Genomic DNA, 20047 nt, shown 5'->3' with positions numbered 1-20047 from the left:
TTAGAAATTATGTCCCAGCCTCTTTTTTTATTCTTCTAAGTGCCACTCGCTATAAAATTGAGATAAAAATAGTTTCATAAATTGATGACGTTCTTCAGCTAGTTGAGATCCTGTTTGTGTGTGCATTAATTTTTTTAATTTTAATAACTTATCATAGAAGTGTCTAATAGCAGAAGGAGGTAAATCAACCATATCTTTTTCTGAAGGAATTGAGTGATAGGGAGATTCTGTCCACATTGGCTCATTGAAATGTCCAGAAAATTGAAACGTTCTTGCGATACCTATAGCACCAATTGCATCTAAGCGATCAGCATCTCTAACGATTTGTCCTTCGATTGGAAGTGTAACATCGTTATTTCTACCATTTCGATAACTCAAATGTTTGATAATAAAAATAATATTCTTTTGAACAGTATCATCCAATTCTATTTTTTTAAAAAATTGATGTAATTCGCTTAAAGCATGGTGTTTATCAGTCAATTTATCATCTATGACGTCATGCAATAGAGCTGACAATACTATTGTAAGAAAATCGCCTTGATGTTCTTGTTTGGCAATATATTTAGCTAATAATGTGACACGTTCAATATGTGCAATATCATGTCCAGAGTAATCATTTTTATGAAATTGGTACATATATTCTTTAGCTAATAATATTTGTTCTGCTTGATTCATAAACTACTCCTTTAAAAACATGTATTGAATGCGTTTAAAGAATTGGTGATAATAATTGAGATATGCCTTCTTTAAACTTAATCCAAGTACTACGTTGATTATATAATTCTTTAGTCAACTCATATGAGACTTTCATATCTTTAATAAATGCTTTTTTAAGTTGAAGAGAAATATCTTCGTCATAAATGAACGCATTCACTTCGAAATTTAATGTAAAACTACGATTATCCATATTTGCTGTACCTACAGTAGCGATTTCATCATCGACAATGAGTGTTTTTGAATGTAGAAATCCATTATTATATTGATAAATTTTAACACCTGCGTCTAATAAAGAAGCGGCATTTTTTAATGTAGCCCAATAAACAAAAGGATGATCGGGTTTACAAGGAATCATTAAATTAACTTCAACTCCACCTAAAGCGGCAATTTTTATGGCATCAATAAAAGCTTGATCAGGAATAAAATAAGGTGATTGAATATAAATAGAATGTTTTGCTGACATAAACATTTTTAAATAGCCATATTTAATTTGTTCCCAGTCTTCATCAGGACCACTTGAAGCGATTTGAACACCAATCTCGCCGCCTGAATCTACATCAGGAAAATATCTATCTTCATAGCTGATATTGTCACGTGTTGATTGTGAATTCCAATCTAAGATGAATCTTAATTCTAATGCATTGACAGAATCACCTTCAAGTCTTAAATGAGTATCTCTCCAATAACCAAATTTTTTATCTTTACCAAGGTATTCATCACCAACATTAAACCCCCCAACATAGCCAATCTTGCCATCTATAATTACAATTTTTCTATGATTACGATTATTCATTCTTAAATTGATTAAGGGCAATTTGGAAGGGAAGAAGGCTTCTGCGTGTCCACCTTTGTCTTTAAACTGTTTCAAATCTTTCTTGCGTAATGTTCTTGAGCCCATGTCATCATATAACATTTTAACTTCTATACCATCTTCAAGTCTGTCTTCGAGTGACTTTAAAATACGACGTCCAAGACCATCACTTTTGAAAATATAGTATTGAATATGTATATAATCTTTAGCATTCTGAATATCTTTAATTAATGCGTCAAATTTAGCATGACCATCTGTAAAGATTTTTATACTGTTATCAGTAGTTAAGAATGCAGCATTATTATAGAGTAACATGTGCACCATTTCTTTAAACTTAACAATTTGATGATTACCTTTAGAAAAATCATCTTTTTCAAGTGCATTTAATTGCTCATCAACTATCATAGATAAACCTTTACGATCTTCTTTTTTTAATTTAAAAATATGTTTGCGTTGTATTTGACGCCCTAATAATAGATATAAAATAAATCCTACTATCGGTAGAAATACAAGAACTAAAAGCCACGCCCAAATTGAACCTGCACTACGACGTTCCATGAAGATAATGATAAATGCAAAAATCAAGTTTAATATAAAGGCAGTGATTAATATGATGTTAATAATTAAAGAAGAGTGTGAGAAAGATAATTGCACGATCTCTACCATATTAATTAATTGAACCTCCTAAATCGTTTAAAATTAATGTACTAACAAATATTGTACCATGCACTATAATAAATGGTATGATTAATTTTTAAAATAAAAATGTATAATTGACGTAATAAAGAGGAGATTATACGATGATATAGAAGCTATTGAAAGGGTGAATTAGTTGGAAAATCAAAATCATGCCCACCATTCTGAGCAAGTTAAATTAAATTTAAAATCTCGATTAAATCGAATAGAAGGACAAGTTAAAGCAATTAATCGAATGATTGATGAAGACGTCTACTGTGATGATGTATTAACTCAGATAAGAGCAACACGTTCAGCACTTAATAGTGTTGCTACTAAGTTACTAGAACATCACATGAAAAGTTGTATTATGGAAAAAATAAATCAAGGTACTGAAGAAGAAGCAATGGAAGAACTACTAGTGACATTTCAAAAACTAGTGAAAGATTAGTTAGGAGATTGTAATATGTTAAACCGTAATATTGTATTTATAGATAACATTGAAACAAAGGAACAAGCACAAATGTTAAATGAACGTTTGTTAAATATGATTGGAGTACATACGGTATCAATCGATATAGGAAGAAATATGGTTAATGTTGAATATGAAACACCTACTAATTTAAATAGTATTGAAAAAGAAATTTATGACGCTGGATTTAAAGTACTTTCATAATAAAAAGCTTTAGTGTAACTTAAATAATTTAAAATAATTTTCAAATATGGTAGTAAAGCATGACTAATTAGGGTAGTATATCAGTGAAGGTCAAAAAACGAGGTGAGATACCATGAACAAATCAGATAAGTTACAAAATGTAGTCAAATTATTATCATCTTTAGGCGTCAATATCAAAAAAACAAAATCTCGTTTCGACATTATTAATACTTTGCCTACCACAAAAACCGTTACTCAAGAACTTAAATAATATGTGATTGAAAAAAGTCTGAGACATTATTAGTTGTCTCAGACTTTTTTATATGTTGGAGATACATTATCGAAGTGGAACGATAATGTCAAAATGAGTTTTGTCCCATTCTCTTTTATACTATTTTCATGTTATTAACTGAATTAAAATATATTTATCACTAAGCATCTTTGGACGCTGGCTTTTGATGGTAATAAATAGAAAGTATAACACCAATACCTAGCATTAAACTCCATAATGCGCTACCACCATAACTAATAAACGGTAGTGGTATACCTGTAATAGGTAAAAGTTGGATTGTCATACCAATATTTTGCAAAATATGGAAGACGAGTAAAGAAATATAACCAATTAAAAATACCTTATTAAATGATGAAGTTGTTTTTATGGCTAAACGGATAAGATGGAAAATTAAAGCTAGGAATATAAGAAGTAATATCACTGCTCCAATAAATCCAATTTCTTCTCCAATGACAGAAAAAATAAAATCGGTATGGTTTTCTGGAATGTATACTTCTCCGTGATTATAACCTTTACCAAATAATTGACCGGATCCTACAGCTTTTAACGATTCCGTTAAATGGTAGCCATCTCCATTACTATAAGCATAAGGATTTAACCATGAATTGATTCGACCCATTTGGTACATTTTGATATGTAACGTTTTCTCAATCAGAGAGGGTTTATATATAATGGCTAAAATAATGCTACTTCCTAATACTGCTACAGTAATAAAGATAGGAGCAAGAATGCGCCATGTAATACTACTCACTAGCATGATTCCAACAATAATGGCACACAGAACCAATGTAGTTCCTAAATCATTCTGAAGTAAAATTAATATCATAGGTACCAGGGATATGCCAATGATTTTAAAAAATAAGATTAAATCAGTACGAAAAGATTTATTAAATGTAAATCGATTATGATTAGAAACGATTTTAGCCAATGCAAGTATCAAAATAATCTTCATAAATTCTGAAGGTTGAATACTAATTGGACCAAAAGCATACCAACTTTTAGCGCCATTAATAATAGGCGTAATAGGTGTTTCAGGAATGATTAATAAACCTAGTAGTAAGATACAAAAGAAGATATACCATATATATGTATTATTTTTTATTTTTTTGGGAGAAAAAATCATCACAATAAGTGCTAGTATTGCTCCTAAAATATAATAGATAATTTGACGAATACCAAAATTGGCACTATATTGGCCGCCACCCATAGCAGAACTGATTGTAGTCACACTAATGATGGCTAAAATCATTATTAATGCTATAAGTATCCAGTCAATTTTTCGAAGCCAATGTGTTGTAGGCTGTTGACGGGATGAATATTTCATAAAAAACTCCTTAAATTCTATGGAATAGTATATATAGATTTTACATGACTTTATATGATTATGCTACAAAATATAGAAGATGATATAAAGTCGAAGCAGTTTAATCTAAAAAATAACAATTAACATGAATGGACTATTCTTTAAGAAATATACATATTTTTATTTATTGGTAAATGCAAAAAACACTGATACTGTGATAATATGGACATTTAGAAAGAATAATTTAAATTACATATCGTTAATGAAAAGTATAATTAACAATTTAAACTTAATACATTATAGTATTATAATTATGATGAGAGAAACAAAAGCGTAATTAAACTTCAATTTATAAATGGCTTTTGTCATTATTTTTCTCGATGGAGGATATAAAACATGGTAAAAGAAAATATTTGTATCGTATATGGTGGTAAAAGTGCTGAGCATGATGTATCAATTTTAACAGCACAAAATGTATTAAATGCGATTAATAAAGACAAGTATCTTGTAGATATTATATATATTACAAATGATGGTCAATGGAAGAAAAAAGAAAATATTACAAAAAATATTAAAACTGTTGAAGAATTACATTTAGAAGACATAAGTCCTGGAGAAATTACATTACTTTTAAAAGAAAATGGGGAAGGAAGTAAATATGATGCTATTTTCCCATTATTACATGGACCAAATGGTGAAGATGGTACCATTCAAGGTTTATTTGAAGTGCTAGATTTACCATATGTAGGAAATGGTGTATTAGCTGCATCAAGTTCGATGGATAAATTAGTAATGAAACAATTGTTTGAACATCGCGGTTTACCACAACTACCTTATATTAGTTTTTTAAGAAGTGAATATGAAAAATATGAAGGTAATATTATTAAACTCGTTAATGATAAATTAACATACCCAGTATTTGTAAAACCTGCTAACCTTGGATCTAGTGTGGGTATTAGTAAATGTAATAATGAAGATGAACTTAAAAAAGGGATTGAAGAAGCATTTCAATTTGATCGTAAGTTAGTGATTGAACAAGGTATTATTGCACGTGAAGTGGAAGTCGCAGTTTTAGGTAATGATTATCCTGAAACAACATGGCCTGGAGAAGTAATTAAAGATGTTCAATTTTATGACTATAAGTCAAAATATAAAGACGGTAAAATCAGTTTACAAATTCCAGCAGATTTAGATGAAGAGGTTCAAATGACATTACGTAATATGGCATTAGAAGCATTTAAAGCTACAGATTGTTCTGGATTAGTACGTGCCGATTTCTTTGTGACGGAAGATAATCAAATCTACATAAATGAAACAAATGCGATGCCTGGTTTTACAGCATTTAGCATGTATCCAAGTTTATGGGAAAATATGGGATTATCATACTCTGATTTAATCACTAAACTAATTGATTTAGCTAAAGAACGTTACGAAGATAAAAAGAAAAATAAATATACTATCGATTAAGCGAGGAGCCTAAGTATGATTGAAGTTTCTTTAAAACAAATTCAAAAATGGATATCTTGCGATATTGATGAAGCATATTTAGAACATCAAATTAAAGGAGTCACTATCGATTCTCGTCATATAGAAAAAGAGATGTTATTTGTTCCATTTAAAGGTGAAAATGTAGACGGTCATCGTTTTGTAGAACAAGCACTAAAAGATGGTGCTGGTGCTTCATTTTATGAAAAAGGACAGGATATTAGCGATTCAATTCAAGGACCTATTATATGGGTAGATGATACATTAACTGCTTTACAACAATTAGCTAAAGCGTACTTAAAGCATGTTAATCCAAAAGTAATTGGAGTGACCGGCTCTAATGGTAAAACCACAACAAAAGATATGATTGAAAGTGTGTTACATACCGAATTTAGAGTCAAAAAAACACAAGGTAACTATAACAATGAAATTGGTTTACCTTTAACCATTCTTCAATTAGACAAAGACACAGAAATTTCTATTTTGGAAATGGGTATGTCAGGATTCCATGAAATTGAATTGTTATCTAAAATTGCGGAACCTGATATTGCGGTTATCACAAATATTGGTGAATCTCACATGCAAGATTTAGGTTCTAGAGAAGGTATTGCTAAAGCCAAATCTGAAATTACTATTGGTCTTAAATCTGATGGCACATTTATATATGATGGAGATGAACCACTTCTAAAACCGTATATTGAAAATGTGAAGGATGCTAAACTTGTTAGTGTTGGTTTAAATCATGACAATACATTAGTATGTAAAGTGGAAAATAGTAAAAATGATGGCATAGCATTTACGATAAATAACAAGGAACATTATGAATTACCAATTTTAGGTATTCACAACATGAAAAATGCTACTATCGCTATTGCAATTGGACATGAACTTGGTTTAGATTATGACACAATTCAAAAGAATATAAGTAATGTACAACTCACAGGTATGCGTATGGAACGACATGTTACTGATAATCAAATTACGGTTATTAATGATGCTTACAATGCAAGTCCAACAAGTATGAAAGCTGCTATTGATACATTAAGTAATATGAATGGACGTAAAATCATTGTACTCGCTGATTCTTTAGAATTAGGTGAAAATAGTCAACGTATGCATGAAGATGTAGGTGCTTATTTGGACAATAAAGGTATTCATACGTTACTTACTTACGGTAATGATGCTAAGTTTATAAGTCGTACAGGTGGCCAGTTTGTGGAAGATGTAGCTTATTTTTCAGATAAAAATGAACTGACTCATTATTTAAAGTCTATTTTACAACCTGATGACAAAGTGTTAATTAAAGGGTCACGTGGTAATAAACTTGAAGAAGTAGTAAATGCTTTAATTTAATTATTCATAATAATTAAGAGTTGCTTAGAAATGAAAGGTTTCAAAGCAACTTCTTTTTATTATTTTAATAGAACCAATACTCTACTTAAAAATGTTATTTGCTGTAGATATGAAAATTGCTTTATTGCTATAACTATTTTTAGGTGGTACTATATAGAAGTTGACGTAATAAGAAGACCTTATATACAAAAACGTATATTGATAAATAAAAGAATTAAAAGGAGAATTATATTGCAAAATTTTAAAGAATTAGGGATTTCGGATAAAACGGTAAAAACCCTAGAAGAAATGGGTTTTAAAGAACCAACACCGATCCAAAAAGAAAGTATCCCTTATACATTAGAAGGAAAAGATATCCTTGGACAAGCTCAGACAGGTACGGGTAAAACAGGAGCTTTTGGTATCCCTTTAATAGAAAAAGTTGTTGGAAAATCAGGCGTTCAAGCTTTAATTTTAGCACCTACAAGAGAATTAGCAATGCAAGTTGCTGAACAATTACGCGAATTCAGTCGTGGACAAAATATTCAAGTTGTTACTGTCTTTGGTGGTATGCCAATTGATAGACAAATTAAAGCGTTAAAACGTGGGCCTCAAATTGTAGTAGGAACACCAGGACGTGTTATCGATCATTTAAATCGTCGTACATTAAAAACGAATGATATTCATACTTTAATTTTAGATGAAGCGGACGAAATGATGAACATGGGCTTCATTGATGATATGAGATTTATTATGGATAAAATCCCTGCTGAACAACGACAAACAATGTTATTTTCAGCGACAATGCCTAAAGCTATTCAGACATTAGTACAACAATTTATGAAGTCACCACAAATTGTTAAAACAATGAACAATGAAATGTCTGATCCTCAAATCGACGAATACTATACAATTGTTAAAGAGTTAGAAAAATTTGATACATTTACTAATTTCTTAGATGTACATCAACCTGAGTTAGCTATTGTATTTGGTAGAACTAAACGTCGTGTGGATGAGTTAACAAGTGCATTGCTTACTAAGGGTTACAAAGCAGAAGGATTACATGGAGACATTACACAAGCCAAACGTTTAGAAGTACTTAAAAAATTCAAAAACGATCAAATTGATATATTAGTTGCCACAGACGTTGCAGCACGTGGTCTTGATATTTCAGGTGTAAGTCACGTATATAATTTTGATATACCTCAAGATACTGAAAGTTATACACATAGAATTGGACGTACAGGTCGTGCAGGTAAAGAAGGTATTGCTGTTACGTTTGTTAACCCAATTGAAATGGATTACATTCGTCAAATTGAAGAAGTAAATGACAGAAGAATGAAAGCTTTAAGACCACCTCATCGTAAAGAAGTGCTTAAAGCACGTGAAGAAGATATTAAAGACAAAGTTAAAAACTGGATGTCACGTGAGAGTGAAGATCGTTTAAAACGTATTTCTAGTGAATTATTAGAAGAATATGATAGTACTGAATTAGTAGCTTCATTATTACAAGAACTTGTCGAAGCAAACGATGAAGTTGAAGTTCAATTAACTTTCGAAAAGCCACTTGCAAGAAAGAGTCGTAATAATAAAGGTAATCAATCAAGACGTGGTGGTAAACGAAATAATAAATTTGATAACAAAAATAAACGATCAAAAGGTAATTTCAACAAGAAAAAAGGTAAAAAACAAGATCGTCGAGATAGACAAGATAAAAGAAAAACATCTATCAAAGGTCGTACGTTTGCTGATTTACAAAAATAGTTGTTATAGATAAGAATAAATTTGCTTGATTGAGCTTGAGGTATAAACATATGTCTCAAGCTCTTTTTGATTATAAGTTACCTATTAAATTTATAAATGCTTATACTAATATTATTTTAAAGAAAAAGAGGATAATTGATCGTATTTAAATAGATAGTATTCAGTTTTGGTTTTTACATTAATATCTATCATATTATTTTTAAAAAATAGTATGATATAATATAAAAAAATTGTTAAGGAGTTTATTGTGCAATTACATCACTCTTTTCATAAAAGTCCTAAATCCGCATTTTTATATCATTGGTTAGTAAGTGGAGTCACGTTACTAATAGAGCTCATTATTTTGGGTGGTGGGTTGTGTTGTTGGAAAGCATTTCACTGGCCACATTTTATTTTTTATATTCTACTTGTGTTAACTATTTGTTCTCTTATTCGTTTTATTCTCCAACCTATCAATAGATACTCTTATAGATTTTATAATATAGAAAATAAGAACATAGAAATTTTAAATACTTTTATTTTTAAAAGGTACAAAACAACAAAAATTGAAAGGTTACAACTTTTAAAGGTTAAAACAAATCCGTTATTGAAACAGTTTAATCTTAAGAGAATCATTGTTGTAACTGCAGGTCATGAACTCACAACACCTGTTGTTTCTAATAAAGAAGCAGAACGATTAATATTACATATCTTATCACAAATGCGAGGTAGTAATGATGATATTTAAACCTCAAAAACTACATCCGATTTCTTATTTCACGGGTCTAATAAATGTTATAAAGCAAAACATTTTTGTCATTATCGTGTTTATTGGATTTAATATATGGAATTTTGATTTTACAAATATCAGACATTATATTGGACCAGGTATCTTTTTATTGATTATTCTTTTTTCTATGATTAATCAATTTCAAAAAGTACGTCTAACGCGTTATTGGATAGAAAATGATCAATTTATAGTCACATCTGGATGGTTAAATAAAAAACGCAAAGAATTAAATTTGAATCGAATTCAATCCTTAGATACCACACAAGGACTGATTAATCAATTAGTAGGTGGAGTACGACTACAAATTAAAACGCCGAGTGATGGTATTGAACTTGAAACGATTTCGAAACAACAAAGTGAATTGATTGAACGTACAATTAAAAAAAGACAACTTCAGTTAGATAGTCAAGAAATAGAGACTAATCATAAGCCCAATAATAGCGAACAAGAATTAATATCTGAAGATAATAGTAATAATAAAGTAATTTTTAAAATGTCTAATAAACTGTTGATTTTTATGTCATTGACCAGTGGCGTGATAGGTGTAGCATTCGCCACTATTTCCCCTATTATAGGTGCATTTGAAGATGTTATCCCGTGGGAAAAATGGACGTCTCGTCTTTTTCAATGGATACAGTCAGTGACGTTTTTAGTGACTATTATTATATTGACTGTACTTATATTTTGTTATGTTATAGGTACTCTAATTGTTTTTCTCCGTTATTATAACTATACAATCACACAACGTGATAATGAGTTGAAAATTACTTATGGATTACTAAATGTAAAAAATATCACAGTGCCTACTGAACGATTACAAGCAGTTATAGAAAAACAGTCATTTATTAGAAAGTTATTTGGATATACCTCTATATACTTTATTATTACAAGTGATTTAGAAGTTAAATCTAATGAAGATGTAAGTGAAAATGGAAAAATTATGATTCTTCCATTTATTAATAAAAAAGAGGCATATTCTATTATTAGAAAATTAATTCCTGAAATGCAATTTAACTCTATTACTGAAAATGTACCAAAACGAGGATATCATCGACATTTTTTTATACCTAGTATCATATTAATTCTTGGTGCAACTATAGGTGCTTACTATTGGAGTATATGGAGTTATATGATAGCGATAATTATGATTATCTTTATGGCAATTCATGCGTATGTGTATATATCTGTTTCTGGATTATGCAATAGAAAAAATGAAATTGCACTTCGTCAAGTAAGTATCATGCATATTAATTCTTATTATTTTAAAAAGGATAAAATTATTGGTATGAATGTTAATCAAAATCCATTGTTAGAAAAGAGCCATTTAGCACATTTACATTTTATTATAGCTAAGGGTGCGGTAAATGAAGATATTAAGCTTAAATATGCTTCTGAAAAACAGGTTCAATTAAATATTGAGACCTATTTAGGAGGGTCTAAGATTGAATGAACATAGTTTTATGAACACGAGTGGTCTAAAGGTGATGAGAATCACATCATTGATAGGGCTTATAATTATTACTGTTTTTTTATTTCTACTCAATATGATAGATGTTTATTTTACTCATATATCAAAACTTTCAATTAATATCATTATTTCTATAGTCATTATATTGCTTTATATCATACTATTTATTATTGTTATTCCGCTTCTGAGATATCATTATTTCAGTTATTACTATGATGAAAACGAGATTCATATTAGAAAAGGTATCATAACTGTTGAAACAGATATGATACCGTTTTATAGAATACAAAATATAGAAGTCATAGAAGGATTCATAATGAGAAAATATAAATTAGCACATCTTCATTTATCTACTGCAGGTGGAGAATGCAATATAGAACTAATTGCAAAAAAAGAAGCGATTTATTTAAAACAAATGATTCAAAATAGAAAACACGAACTATATGAATGATAAAGGATAATTAAGTGAGGTGTGGATATGATACATGGTATTGGTATTGATTTAATTGAAATTGACCGAATAAAAGACGTGTATATTAAACAAAGTGATAAATTAATACATAGAATACTAACAGAGCAAGAACAGCAAAAATTTAACTCTTTTAAAAATGATAAAAGAAAATTAGAATTTTTAGCAGGACGATTTGCAACTAAAGAAGCATTTAGTAAAGCATTAGGAACAGGGTTAGGAAAAACGGTAGCATTTAATGATATTGATTGTTATAACGATGAAAAGGGGAAACCTTGCATCGAATATCCTGGTTTTATTGTTCATGTCTCGATTACGCATACACAACATTACGCAATGAGTGAAGTAATATTAGAAAAGTAAATCATATCAATTTTTTATAAGTTTAAATAAGGAGGACTTCATATGTCAGATGTTGCTTATAGACCGACATATTTAAATGTAGATCTTGATGCCATTCTATACAATTATAATATTTTTAAAACACTTCAAAGTGATAAGTTGGTGATTCCTGTAATTAAAGCGAATGGATATGGATTAGGAAGTGTAAAAATAGCAGAAATTTTAGAAAATAATGGGGCTCAATTTTTTGCAGTTGCTACTTTAGATGAAGCCATTGAATTACGCTTACATAATATAAATGCTAAACTATTAGTTTTAGGTGCGATATCACCGAAAGATATAAATAAAGCGATTCAATATGACATTACCTTAACTGTGCCTTCACAGTTTTGGTTAGAACGAGCGATTCATTATATAGAAGATAACTCAGATCATGTATATCTTCACGTGAAATTAGATACAGGAATGGGAAGACTAGGGATTAAAACGCTTGAAGAGTATCAGTTAGTCATTAATCTTATTAAAGAACATCCAAATCTTATTTTTGACGGCGTTTTTACTCACTTTGCCAATGCAGATGAACCTGGTGATTCAATGAAACAGCAATATGCATTTTTTGAAGAGTTGGTAACAAAAGCAGAGCGACCAAAATATATACATGCTCAAAACTCAGCGGGCGCTTTATTAGCAAATTGTAAATTATGCAATGCGTTAAGACTTGGAATTTCACTATATGGTTATTATCCTTCTGAATATGTTAGAAATGAAGTTGATGTTCAATTAAAACCAAGTGCTAAATTAATAACTCAAGTTGTTCAAACTAAATATTTAAATCCTGGAGACTCTGTAAGTTATGGAAGTACATTCACTGCAACTGAAAAAATGAAAATAGCGGTTTTACCAATTGGATATGCAGATGGTTTCTTAAGATCTATGCAAGGATTTGCCGTAAATGTCAATCAACAGCAATGTGAAATCATTGGAAGAGTATGCATGGATCAAATGATTATTAGTGTACCAGATGATGTGAAAGAAGGAGATGAGGTTATTTTAATAGATAACAATTTAAATTCTTCACAAGCAGTAGAGGCATTAGCTGTAAAACAAAATACAATTAATTATGAAGTTTTATGTAATTTAGGACGCAGACTTCCAAGAATATATTATTTAAATAAAAAATTTGAAGTTACAAATGAATTATTAAATTAGTATAGTCACTTGTTACAAAATTTGTTATTATAAAACTAAATTAAAGTTTATAATGTCTTGTTTGTATCAATTGGAGGTTCATAGTATGTTAACTTTTAATCAGAATAGAAGCCATAGTCTTGAACAATCATTAAAAGAGGGCTATGTCCAAATGGCCGATTTAAACCTCTCCCTAGCAACAGAAGCATTTCCATTAGAATGTGAAGCTTGTGATTGTAACGAATCATATCTTACATCTAATTATAAAAGTGAATGATTAGAAGAGGCGATGTATATTTAGCTGATTTATCACCAGTTCAAGGGTCTGAACAAGGGGGAGTAAGACCTGTAGTTATCATTCAAAATGATACTGGTAATAAATATAGTCCTACAGTAATCGTTGCTGCGATTACTGGTAGGATTAATAAAGCGAAAATACCAACACATGTAGAAATAGAAAAGAAAAAATATCGTTTAGATAAAGATTCAGTCATTCTTTTAGAACAAATACGAACATTAGATAAAAAAAGATTGAAAGAGAAACTTACATATTTATCAGAAGATAAAATGAAAGAAGTTGACGATGCATTGGATATCAGTTTAGGTTTACACGATGTTCGTCCTCAAAAAAATTAGTATTTTATATGTATAATCCAAAAAATATGAAATAAACTTTTGAAATAAATCAATTGTACTTTTGAAAAGTTTTAATTAGACTAAATTCAGTTGAATTCAATGATAGTATTGAGTAAGTTTATGACTATTTAGAGATATCGCAGTAGTTAACTGAATTGAAAATATTTAACTCAAGTTTTCAATTTCAATTAACCTTGCGGGGGTAAGACAGCATATTCACAAAATGAATACTGTCTTGCTCCCTTTTTAAGTAGAAGAGTTATTTTAGAATAATATACATTTGATATTAATGAATAAATTTAAAATGTTGTATTGTGTCAGACAATATTTAAACATATTTTAATCAGCTATGAAGTAAGGAGGCAAAATTCGTGGAAGAATTTAAAAAAAACTATAAGCAACTTATAGATGAGAGCTTGGTTACTAAAAATAAAGAACAATTTTTAAAGAAGTGCGATGAATTCACTGAAGAAGTAATCAAAAAGGATATTCTACCAGAAGATGTTGTTGATTTACATAAAACGTATATTGCTTCTTTAAATTTAAAAACATCTCAAATCTTAGATACATTAGATGTATTAGAAGAAGTAGTAAAAGGCTTTGGATATAGCTATAGAGATTATCAAAATTTAGTTGATAAAATGCAATTCCACGATAAAGAAATTGACTTAGCCTCTAGACTTCAACAAACGATGTTAAAAACAGACATTCCACAGTTTGATAGTATACAAATAGGTGTTATTTCAGTAGCTGCTCAAAAAGTAAGTGGAGACTATTTTAATTTAATTGATCATAGAGATGGTACGATGAGTTTTGCTGTAGCAGATGTTATAGGGAAAGGGATTCCAGCAGCATTAGCAATGAGTATGATTAAATTTGGAATGGATTCCTATGGTCATTCACAATTACCAAGTGATGGTTTAAAACGACTCAATCGTGTGGTAGAAAAAAATGTTAATCAAAATATGTTCGTCACGATGTTTTATGGACTATATGAAGAAATGAATCACTTATTATATTGTAGTTCAGCAGGTCATGAACCAGGATACATTTATAGAGCTGAAACTGAAACATTTGAAGAAATTGAAGTTCGAGGAAGAGTACTTGGTGTAAGTCAACATACGCGATATAGTCAACAAGAAATTCCAATATATTTAGATGATTTAATTATTATTTTTACTGATGGTGTAACAGAAGCTAGAAATAAAAAGGGGGAGTTTATTGCAAAAGATACTGTTCTTAATTTAATTAGAAAATATAAGCATATGCATCCCCAAGATATTGTTCAAATCTTATATGAAGCCATTTTAAAAATACAAAATACGCAAAAAAGAGATGACATGACAATTTTAGTAATAAAAAGAGTGAATTAATTATTTAATTTTTTGATTATATTATAATAATAATGGGTATAGTTGCTATAGTATACATATCGAAAAAGATTAGGAGTGTAAGTAAATGAATCTTAATATAGAAACGATAACCCATGATGATTATTATGAAGTTATTGTTGGTGGAGAGTTAGACGTATATACAGTACCCGAGTTAGAAGAAGTACTTGTGCCTATGCGCCAAGAAGGAAATCATGATATTCACGTGAACTTAGCAAATGTAAGTTATATGGATTCAACGGGTTTAGGCTTATTTGTAGGAACATTAAAGGCTCTAAATCAAAATGATAAAGAATTATATATTTTAGGTGTCACAGATAGAATTAGTAGATTATTTGATATTACTGGTTTAAAAGATTTAATGCACGTTAATGAAGGAACGGAGGTAGAGTAATTTGTCACTCAAAAATGATTATATTGAAATGAAGTTACCTGCCTCAGCAGAATATGTAAGTTTAATTCGCCTTACCTTATCAGGAGTATTTACAAGAGCAGGTGCTTCATACGATGATATTGAAGATTCAAAAATTGCAGTAAGTGAAGCGGTTACTAATGCTGTCAAACATGCGTATAAACATAGTGAACAAAATGGTATGATTAATATTTGTTTTGAATTATTTGATGACAAAATTAAGATTATTATTTCAGATCAAGGTGAAAGTTTTGACTACGAATCTACAAAATCAAAATTAGGGCCTTACCAAGAAAACGAAAATATCGATTTCTTACGTGAAGGTGGGCTAGGGCTATTTTTGATTGAATCATTAATGGATGAAGTAAAAGTTTCAAAAGAGTCTGGTGTAACAATTAGTATGATTAAGTATATAAAAAAAGAGCAGGTGCCAAATAATGACGAAAGAGTCGAAATCAGTTAATGAGATATCACCTGAACAAATTAACCAATGGATTAAAGAACACCAAGACAATATAAATCCTCATGCGCAAGATAAATTAGTTAAACATTATCGCAAACTAATTGAATCATTAGCATATAAGTATTCAAAAGGACAATCACATCATGAAGATTTAGTTCAAGTGGGTATGGTTGGTTTAATAGGTGCTATTAACAGATTTGATATATCTTTCGATCGCAAATTTGAAGCATTCTTAGTGCCAACTGTTATTGGTGAGATTAAAAGATATTTACGAGATAAGACATGGAGCGTTCATGTTCCTAGAAGAATTAAAGAAATTGGTCCAAGAATAAAAAAAGTGGGCGATGAACTTACGAATGAACTCGGACGTTCTCCTTCAATTTTAGAAATTGCGAACCGTTTAGAAGTAAATGAAGAAGAAGTATTAGAAGCCATGGAAATGGGTCAAAGCTATAACGCACTTAGCGTAGATCATTCAATTGAAGCAGATAAGGATGGATCTACAGTTACATTGTTAGATATTATGGGTCAACAAGATGATAATTACGACCTTACTGAAAAACGAATGATTCTTGAACGTATTTTACCAATCTTATCTGATAGAGAAAGAGAAATTATTCAATGTACTTTCATTGAAGGATTAAGTCAAAAGGAAACTGGTGAACGTATTGGACTTAGTCAAATGCATGTATCTAGATTACAACGAACTGCAATACGAAAATTACAACAAGCTGCTAAGCAATGAAATTGAGGAGCGACCAATGAGTTCATATTGAATTCTATGGCGCTCCTTTTATTGTTAAAAATGTTATGTAAAAATAAAGATATGTTAAAATTAAAGAGAATTTATATACAAAGAGTGGTTATAACATGGAAAAGACATTAATTAATGATATTGTAAAAAAATATCAATTTTTAGAAAAACAAGTCATAGCTGTATTAAATCTATTAGAGGAAAATAACACAGTACCTTTTATTGCCAGATATCGAAAAGAAGCAACTGGTGGTTTAGATGAGGTTCAAATTAAACAAATATCTGATGAATATCAATATGTAGCGCATCTTCAAAAACGTAAAGAAGAAGTTATACATAATATTGAACAACAAGGTTTACTTACTGATGAATTAAAGCAAGACATTCTTCAACAAACAAAATTACAACGTGTAGAAGATTTATATCGTCCTTTTAAACAAAAAAAGAAAACTAGAGCAACTGAAGCAAAACGAAAAGGATTAGCACCATTAGCTCATTTTTTAATAGAAGGACAAAGTATGAATGTAAATGAAGAAGCTAGAAAATATTTAAGTGAAGAAGTTAAAACAGTTGATGAGGCAATTCAAGGTGCTCAAGATATTATTGCTGAACGTATTTCGGATAATCCTAAGTATCGACAACGTTTACTTAAAGACGTTTATTATCAAGGAAAGATTGTGACAACAAAGAAAAAACAAGCAAATGATGAAAAAGAGATATTTAGTATGTACTATGATTATTCTGAGCCTATAAAAAGAATAGTTAATCATCGAATTTTAGCAATGAATCGTGGAGAAAAAGAAAAAGTATTGTCAATTAAAATTGAATTTGATACTACTTCAATAGAAACATTTATACAATCGCAAGAAGTAAAAAAAGCTCATCAACTAGTTGAATATATTGAGTCTGCAATTAAAGACAGTTTAAAACGTTTAATCTTGCCTTCAATTGAAAGAGAAATTCGAAATGATTTAACTGAAAAAGCAGAGCATCACGCTATAGAAGTGTTTAGTGAAAATTTAAAACATTTATTATTACAGCCTCCTATGAAAGGTAAACAAATTTTAGGTGTCGATCCAGCATTTAGAACTGGATGTAAATTAGCTGTTATTAATCCTTTTGGAACATTTATTGCTAAAAGTGTTATATATCCTCATCCTCCAAAATCTAAAATAGAATTGGCAGAAAAAGAATTAGTTAGAATGATAACTGAAAATAATGTTGAATTAATTGCAATTGGTAATGGTACAGCAAGTCGTGAAACGGAACAATTTGTAGCAAATGTAATAAAAAAATATCAACTAAATGCTCAATTTATTATCGTAAATGAAGCAGGAGCTTCTGTATATTCTGCTTCTGAAATAGCAAGAAATGAATTTCCAGAGTTTCAAGTTGAAGAACGAAGTGCAGTGTCTATTGGTAGACGTGTGCAAGATCCGCTTAGTGAATTAGTGAAAATTGATCCTAAATCTATTGGAGTAGGACAGTATCAACATGATGTAAACCAAAAAGAACTTGAACAAGCTCTCACATTTGTCGTAGAAACTGCAGTTAACCAAGTAGGTGTAGATGTAAATACCGCTTCAAAATCTTTACTTCAATATGTTTCGGGATTATCAAGTACCATTGCTCAAAATATAATTGATTATCGTGAAGAAAATGGATCTATAAAGCATCATTCCGAAATAAGCAAAGTAAAACGTTTGGGTAGTAAAACGTTTGAACAAAGTATCGGATTTTTAAGAATAGTTAATGGTAAAGAACCATTAGATAATACATCTATTCATCCAGAAAGTTATCAAGCGACATATCAGTTTTTAGAAAGTTTACAACTATCAATTGATGATTTAGGTTCAGATAAACTTAAACAAACACTTAGCGATATTAATATTGAAGAAAAATCAAACGAAATTGGAATAGGCAAACCAACACTAGAAGATATTATAAAATCTCTTAAAGCGCCAAATCGTGATCCTCGTGATAGCTATGAAACACCACAGTTAAAATCTGACATATTATCAATCGAAGACTTGTCTAAAGGTATGAAGTTAAGTGGAACGGTTAGAAATGTAGTAGATTTTGGAGCATTTGTAGATATAGGTGTTAAACAAGATGGTTTAGTTCACATTTCAAAATTATCAAAGAAATATGTTAAAAATCCTATGGATGTTATTAGTGTAGGAGATATAGTTGATGTTTGGATTTTAAATATTGATAAAAATAAAGAAAAAGTATCATTGACTATGATTAATCCTAATGAATAATAAAATGCTTCAAAAGTTAGTAGAAACAACTTCACTTGAGTATTTTAAACAACCTTTTAAACATAAAGCGTATTTTAATTCTCGATTACGAACAACAGGCGGACGATATGTATTATCTACACACCATATTGAGATTAATCCGAAGCAATTTTCTCGTTTTGGAAAAGAGGCTTTAATAAATATCATAAAGCATGAACTATGTCATTATCATTTACATTTATCCGGAAAAGGTTATCAACATAAGGATCATGACTTTAAAATGCTAAGCAATAAAGTTCAAGCACCAAGATTTTGTCAGCCGATTCAAAGCTATGAAGAAAGAGCAAATTATATATATCAATGTTGTAAATGTAAAACTACATATCTAAGAATTAGAAAAGTTAATACTGATAAAATGAGATGTGGTAAATGTGGAAGTAAATTGAAATTAAAGATGTATTTATAAATAAATTTAAATATGAACAATAAGACTTTACTAATATAACAATGTCCTTTAAAAACCTACAATGTTGTAGGTTTTTAAACTTTTTAATAAAAACTATTGACTTATGTTTAAAAAGTATGTATTATAGTTATCGTTGTATTAATGAATGACGTAAACATTAAAAAATAGTAAATTTGTTTAAAATAATATTAAAAAGTTATTGACTTTTTATTACAAATCATTTACAATAAATACTGTTCTCGATAATCAATAGATTATTGCGTTTTGCCAGCGGTCGTGGCGGAATGGCAGACGCGCTAGGTTGAGGGCCTAGTGGGAGAAATCCCGTGGAGGTTCAAGTCCTCTCGGCCGCACCAAATCAATTCCAATCATTATATATTGCGGGTGTAGTTTAATGGCAAAACCTCAGCCT

At 29.8% G+C, this 20047-nt stretch carries 22 protein-coding genes and 1 tRNA gene; 20 read left to right on the top strand and 3 right to left on the bottom strand.

What is annotated here, in order from left to right; translation table 11 throughout:
- Window positions 1-27 precede the first annotated feature (27 nt).
- The gene (locus HMPREF2647_RS00400; RefSeq protein WP_017174786.1) at window positions 28-675 is read right to left on the bottom strand and encodes an HD domain-containing protein; all 648 of its coding nucleotides are present in this window, start codon (window positions 673-675) and stop codon (window positions 28-30) included.
- 34 nt (window positions 676-709) lie between these two features.
- The gene (gene cls, locus HMPREF2647_RS00395) at window positions 710-2194 is read right to left on the bottom strand and encodes a cardiolipin synthase (RefSeq protein ID WP_070859274.1); all 1485 of its coding nucleotides are present in this window, start codon (window positions 2192-2194) and stop codon (window positions 710-712) included.
- Between the two features lie 166 nt (window positions 2195-2360).
- Here cls and csoR point away from each other — a divergent pair, with 166 nt between their 5' ends.
- From csoR to HMPREF2647_RS11125, 3 genes are all read left to right on the top strand, one after another.
- Window positions 2361-2654, top strand: a complete 294-nt coding sequence (gene csoR / locus HMPREF2647_RS00390; protein WP_002437530.1) for a copper-sensing transcriptional repressor CsoR — start codon at window positions 2361-2363, stop codon at window positions 2652-2654.
- A 15-nt stretch (window positions 2655-2669) separates the two neighbouring features.
- Window positions 2670-2879, top strand: a complete 210-nt coding sequence (locus HMPREF2647_RS00385; protein WP_070859272.1) for a putative copper chaperone CsoZ — start codon at window positions 2670-2672, stop codon at window positions 2877-2879.
- A gap of 112 nt (window positions 2880-2991) precedes the next feature.
- On the top strand, window positions 2992-3129 hold the full coding sequence (locus HMPREF2647_RS11125) for an Lmo0850 family protein (protein WP_002437525.1): 138 nt from the start codon (window positions 2992-2994) through the stop codon (window positions 3127-3129).
- Between the two features lie 160 nt (window positions 3130-3289).
- Here the strand turns inward: HMPREF2647_RS11125 and HMPREF2647_RS00380 are convergent, their stop codons facing one another.
- Window positions 3290-4474, bottom strand: coding sequence for an FtsW/RodA/SpoVE family cell cycle protein (locus HMPREF2647_RS00380; RefSeq protein ID WP_070859270.1), 1185 nt, complete (start codon window positions 4472-4474; stop codon window positions 3290-3292).
- Window positions 4475-4849: 375 nt separating this feature from the next.
- Here HMPREF2647_RS00380 and HMPREF2647_RS00375 point away from each other — a divergent pair, with 375 nt between their 5' ends.
- The 17 genes from HMPREF2647_RS00375 to HMPREF2647_RS00295 all read left to right on the top strand — a co-directional run bounded on the left by HMPREF2647_RS00375 (window position 4850) and on the right by HMPREF2647_RS00295 (window position 19991).
- Entirely contained in the window at window positions 4850-5920 is a 1071-nt protein-coding gene (locus tag HMPREF2647_RS00375; RefSeq protein WP_017174790.1) for a D-alanine--D-alanine ligase, read from the top strand.
- 15 nt (window positions 5921-5935) lie between these two features.
- Window positions 5936-7291: a UDP-N-acetylmuramoyl-tripeptide--D-alanyl-D-alanine ligase gene (gene murF / locus HMPREF2647_RS00370; protein WP_049382319.1), complete on the top strand. Its 1356-nt coding sequence runs from the start codon at window positions 5936-5938 to the stop codon at window positions 7289-7291.
- A 231-nt stretch (window positions 7292-7522) separates the two neighbouring features.
- Complete coding sequence (locus HMPREF2647_RS00365; protein WP_048787780.1) at window positions 7523-9034, top strand: degradosome RNA helicase CshA; 1512 nt, start codon at window positions 7523-7525, stop codon at window positions 9032-9034.
- A gap of 247 nt (window positions 9035-9281) precedes the next feature.
- Window positions 9282-9761 carry a PH domain-containing protein gene (locus tag HMPREF2647_RS00360; protein ID WP_017174793.1) on the top strand — a complete coding sequence of 160 codons (480 nt, stop codon included), beginning with the start codon at window positions 9282-9284 and terminating at the stop codon, window positions 9759-9761.
- Window positions 9751-11253: a PH domain-containing protein gene (locus HMPREF2647_RS00355; protein WP_017174794.1), complete on the top strand. Its 1503-nt coding sequence runs from the start codon at window positions 9751-9753 to the stop codon at window positions 11251-11253. The genes HMPREF2647_RS00360 and HMPREF2647_RS00355 overlap by 11 nt, the downstream gene beginning before the upstream one ends.
- Window positions 11254-11263: 10 nt before the next feature.
- Entirely contained in the window at window positions 11264-11722 is a 459-nt protein-coding gene (locus HMPREF2647_RS00350) for a PH domain-containing protein (protein WP_308737048.1), read from the top strand.
- 27 nt (window positions 11723-11749) lie between these two features.
- On the top strand, window positions 11750-12103 hold the full coding sequence (gene acpS / locus HMPREF2647_RS00345; RefSeq protein ID WP_017174796.1) for a holo-ACP synthase: 354 nt from the start codon (window positions 11750-11752) through the stop codon (window positions 12101-12103).
- A gap of 42 nt (window positions 12104-12145) precedes the next feature.
- Window positions 12146-13291, top strand: coding sequence for an alanine racemase (gene alr / locus HMPREF2647_RS00340; protein WP_017174797.1), 1146 nt, complete (start codon window positions 12146-12148; stop codon window positions 13289-13291).
- 85 nt (window positions 13292-13376) lie between these two features.
- Window positions 13377-13547, top strand: a complete 171-nt coding sequence (gene mazE, locus HMPREF2647_RS00335) for a type II toxin-antitoxin system antitoxin MazE (RefSeq protein ID WP_002448681.1) — start codon at window positions 13377-13379, stop codon at window positions 13545-13547.
- The gene (locus tag HMPREF2647_RS00330; RefSeq protein ID WP_017174798.1) at window positions 13544-13906 is read left to right on the top strand and encodes a type II toxin-antitoxin system PemK/MazF family toxin; all 363 of its coding nucleotides are present in this window, start codon (window positions 13544-13546) and stop codon (window positions 13904-13906) included. The genes mazE and HMPREF2647_RS00330 overlap by 4 nt, the downstream gene beginning before the upstream one ends.
- 371 nt (window positions 13907-14277) lie before the next feature.
- A complete protein-coding gene (locus HMPREF2647_RS00325) occupies window positions 14278-15279 on the top strand; it encodes a SpoIIE family protein phosphatase (protein WP_017174799.1) in 1002 nt (333 codons plus the stop codon).
- Window positions 15280-15364: 85 nt separating this feature from the next.
- Window positions 15365-15691: an anti-sigma factor antagonist gene (locus tag HMPREF2647_RS00320; protein ID WP_002448686.1), complete on the top strand. Its 327-nt coding sequence runs from the start codon at window positions 15365-15367 to the stop codon at window positions 15689-15691.
- Window positions 15692-15719: 28 nt separating this feature from the next.
- Window positions 15720-16172, top strand: a complete 453-nt coding sequence (rsbW, locus tag HMPREF2647_RS00315; protein ID WP_049335593.1) for an anti-sigma B factor RsbW — start codon at window positions 15720-15722, stop codon at window positions 16170-16172.
- Complete coding sequence (sigB, locus tag HMPREF2647_RS00310) at window positions 16147-16917, top strand: RNA polymerase sigma factor SigB (protein ID WP_017174800.1); 771 nt, start codon at window positions 16147-16149, stop codon at window positions 16915-16917. The genes rsbW and sigB overlap by 26 nt, the downstream gene beginning before the upstream one ends.
- A 125-nt stretch (window positions 16918-17042) precedes the next feature.
- Window positions 17043-19190, top strand: coding sequence for a Tex family protein (locus HMPREF2647_RS00305; protein ID WP_017174801.1), 2148 nt, complete (start codon window positions 17043-17045; stop codon window positions 19188-19190).
- Window positions 19183-19635, top strand: coding sequence for a SprT family protein (locus tag HMPREF2647_RS00300; protein WP_017174802.1), 453 nt, complete (start codon window positions 19183-19185; stop codon window positions 19633-19635). Before HMPREF2647_RS00305 ends, HMPREF2647_RS00300 begins: the two co-directional genes overlap by 8 nt.
- Window positions 19636-19905: 270 nt before the next feature.
- A tRNA-Leu gene (locus tag HMPREF2647_RS00295) sits at window positions 19906-19991 on the top strand.
- The last annotated feature ends 56 nt before the right edge of the window (window positions 19992-20047 follow it).

It is taken from the genome of Staphylococcus sp. HMSC035D11 (assembly GCF_001836075.1).
GTDB lineage: Bacteria > Bacillota > Bacilli > Staphylococcales > Staphylococcaceae > Staphylococcus > Staphylococcus hominis.
This window is presented reverse-complemented; position numbering and strand designations above follow the sequence as displayed.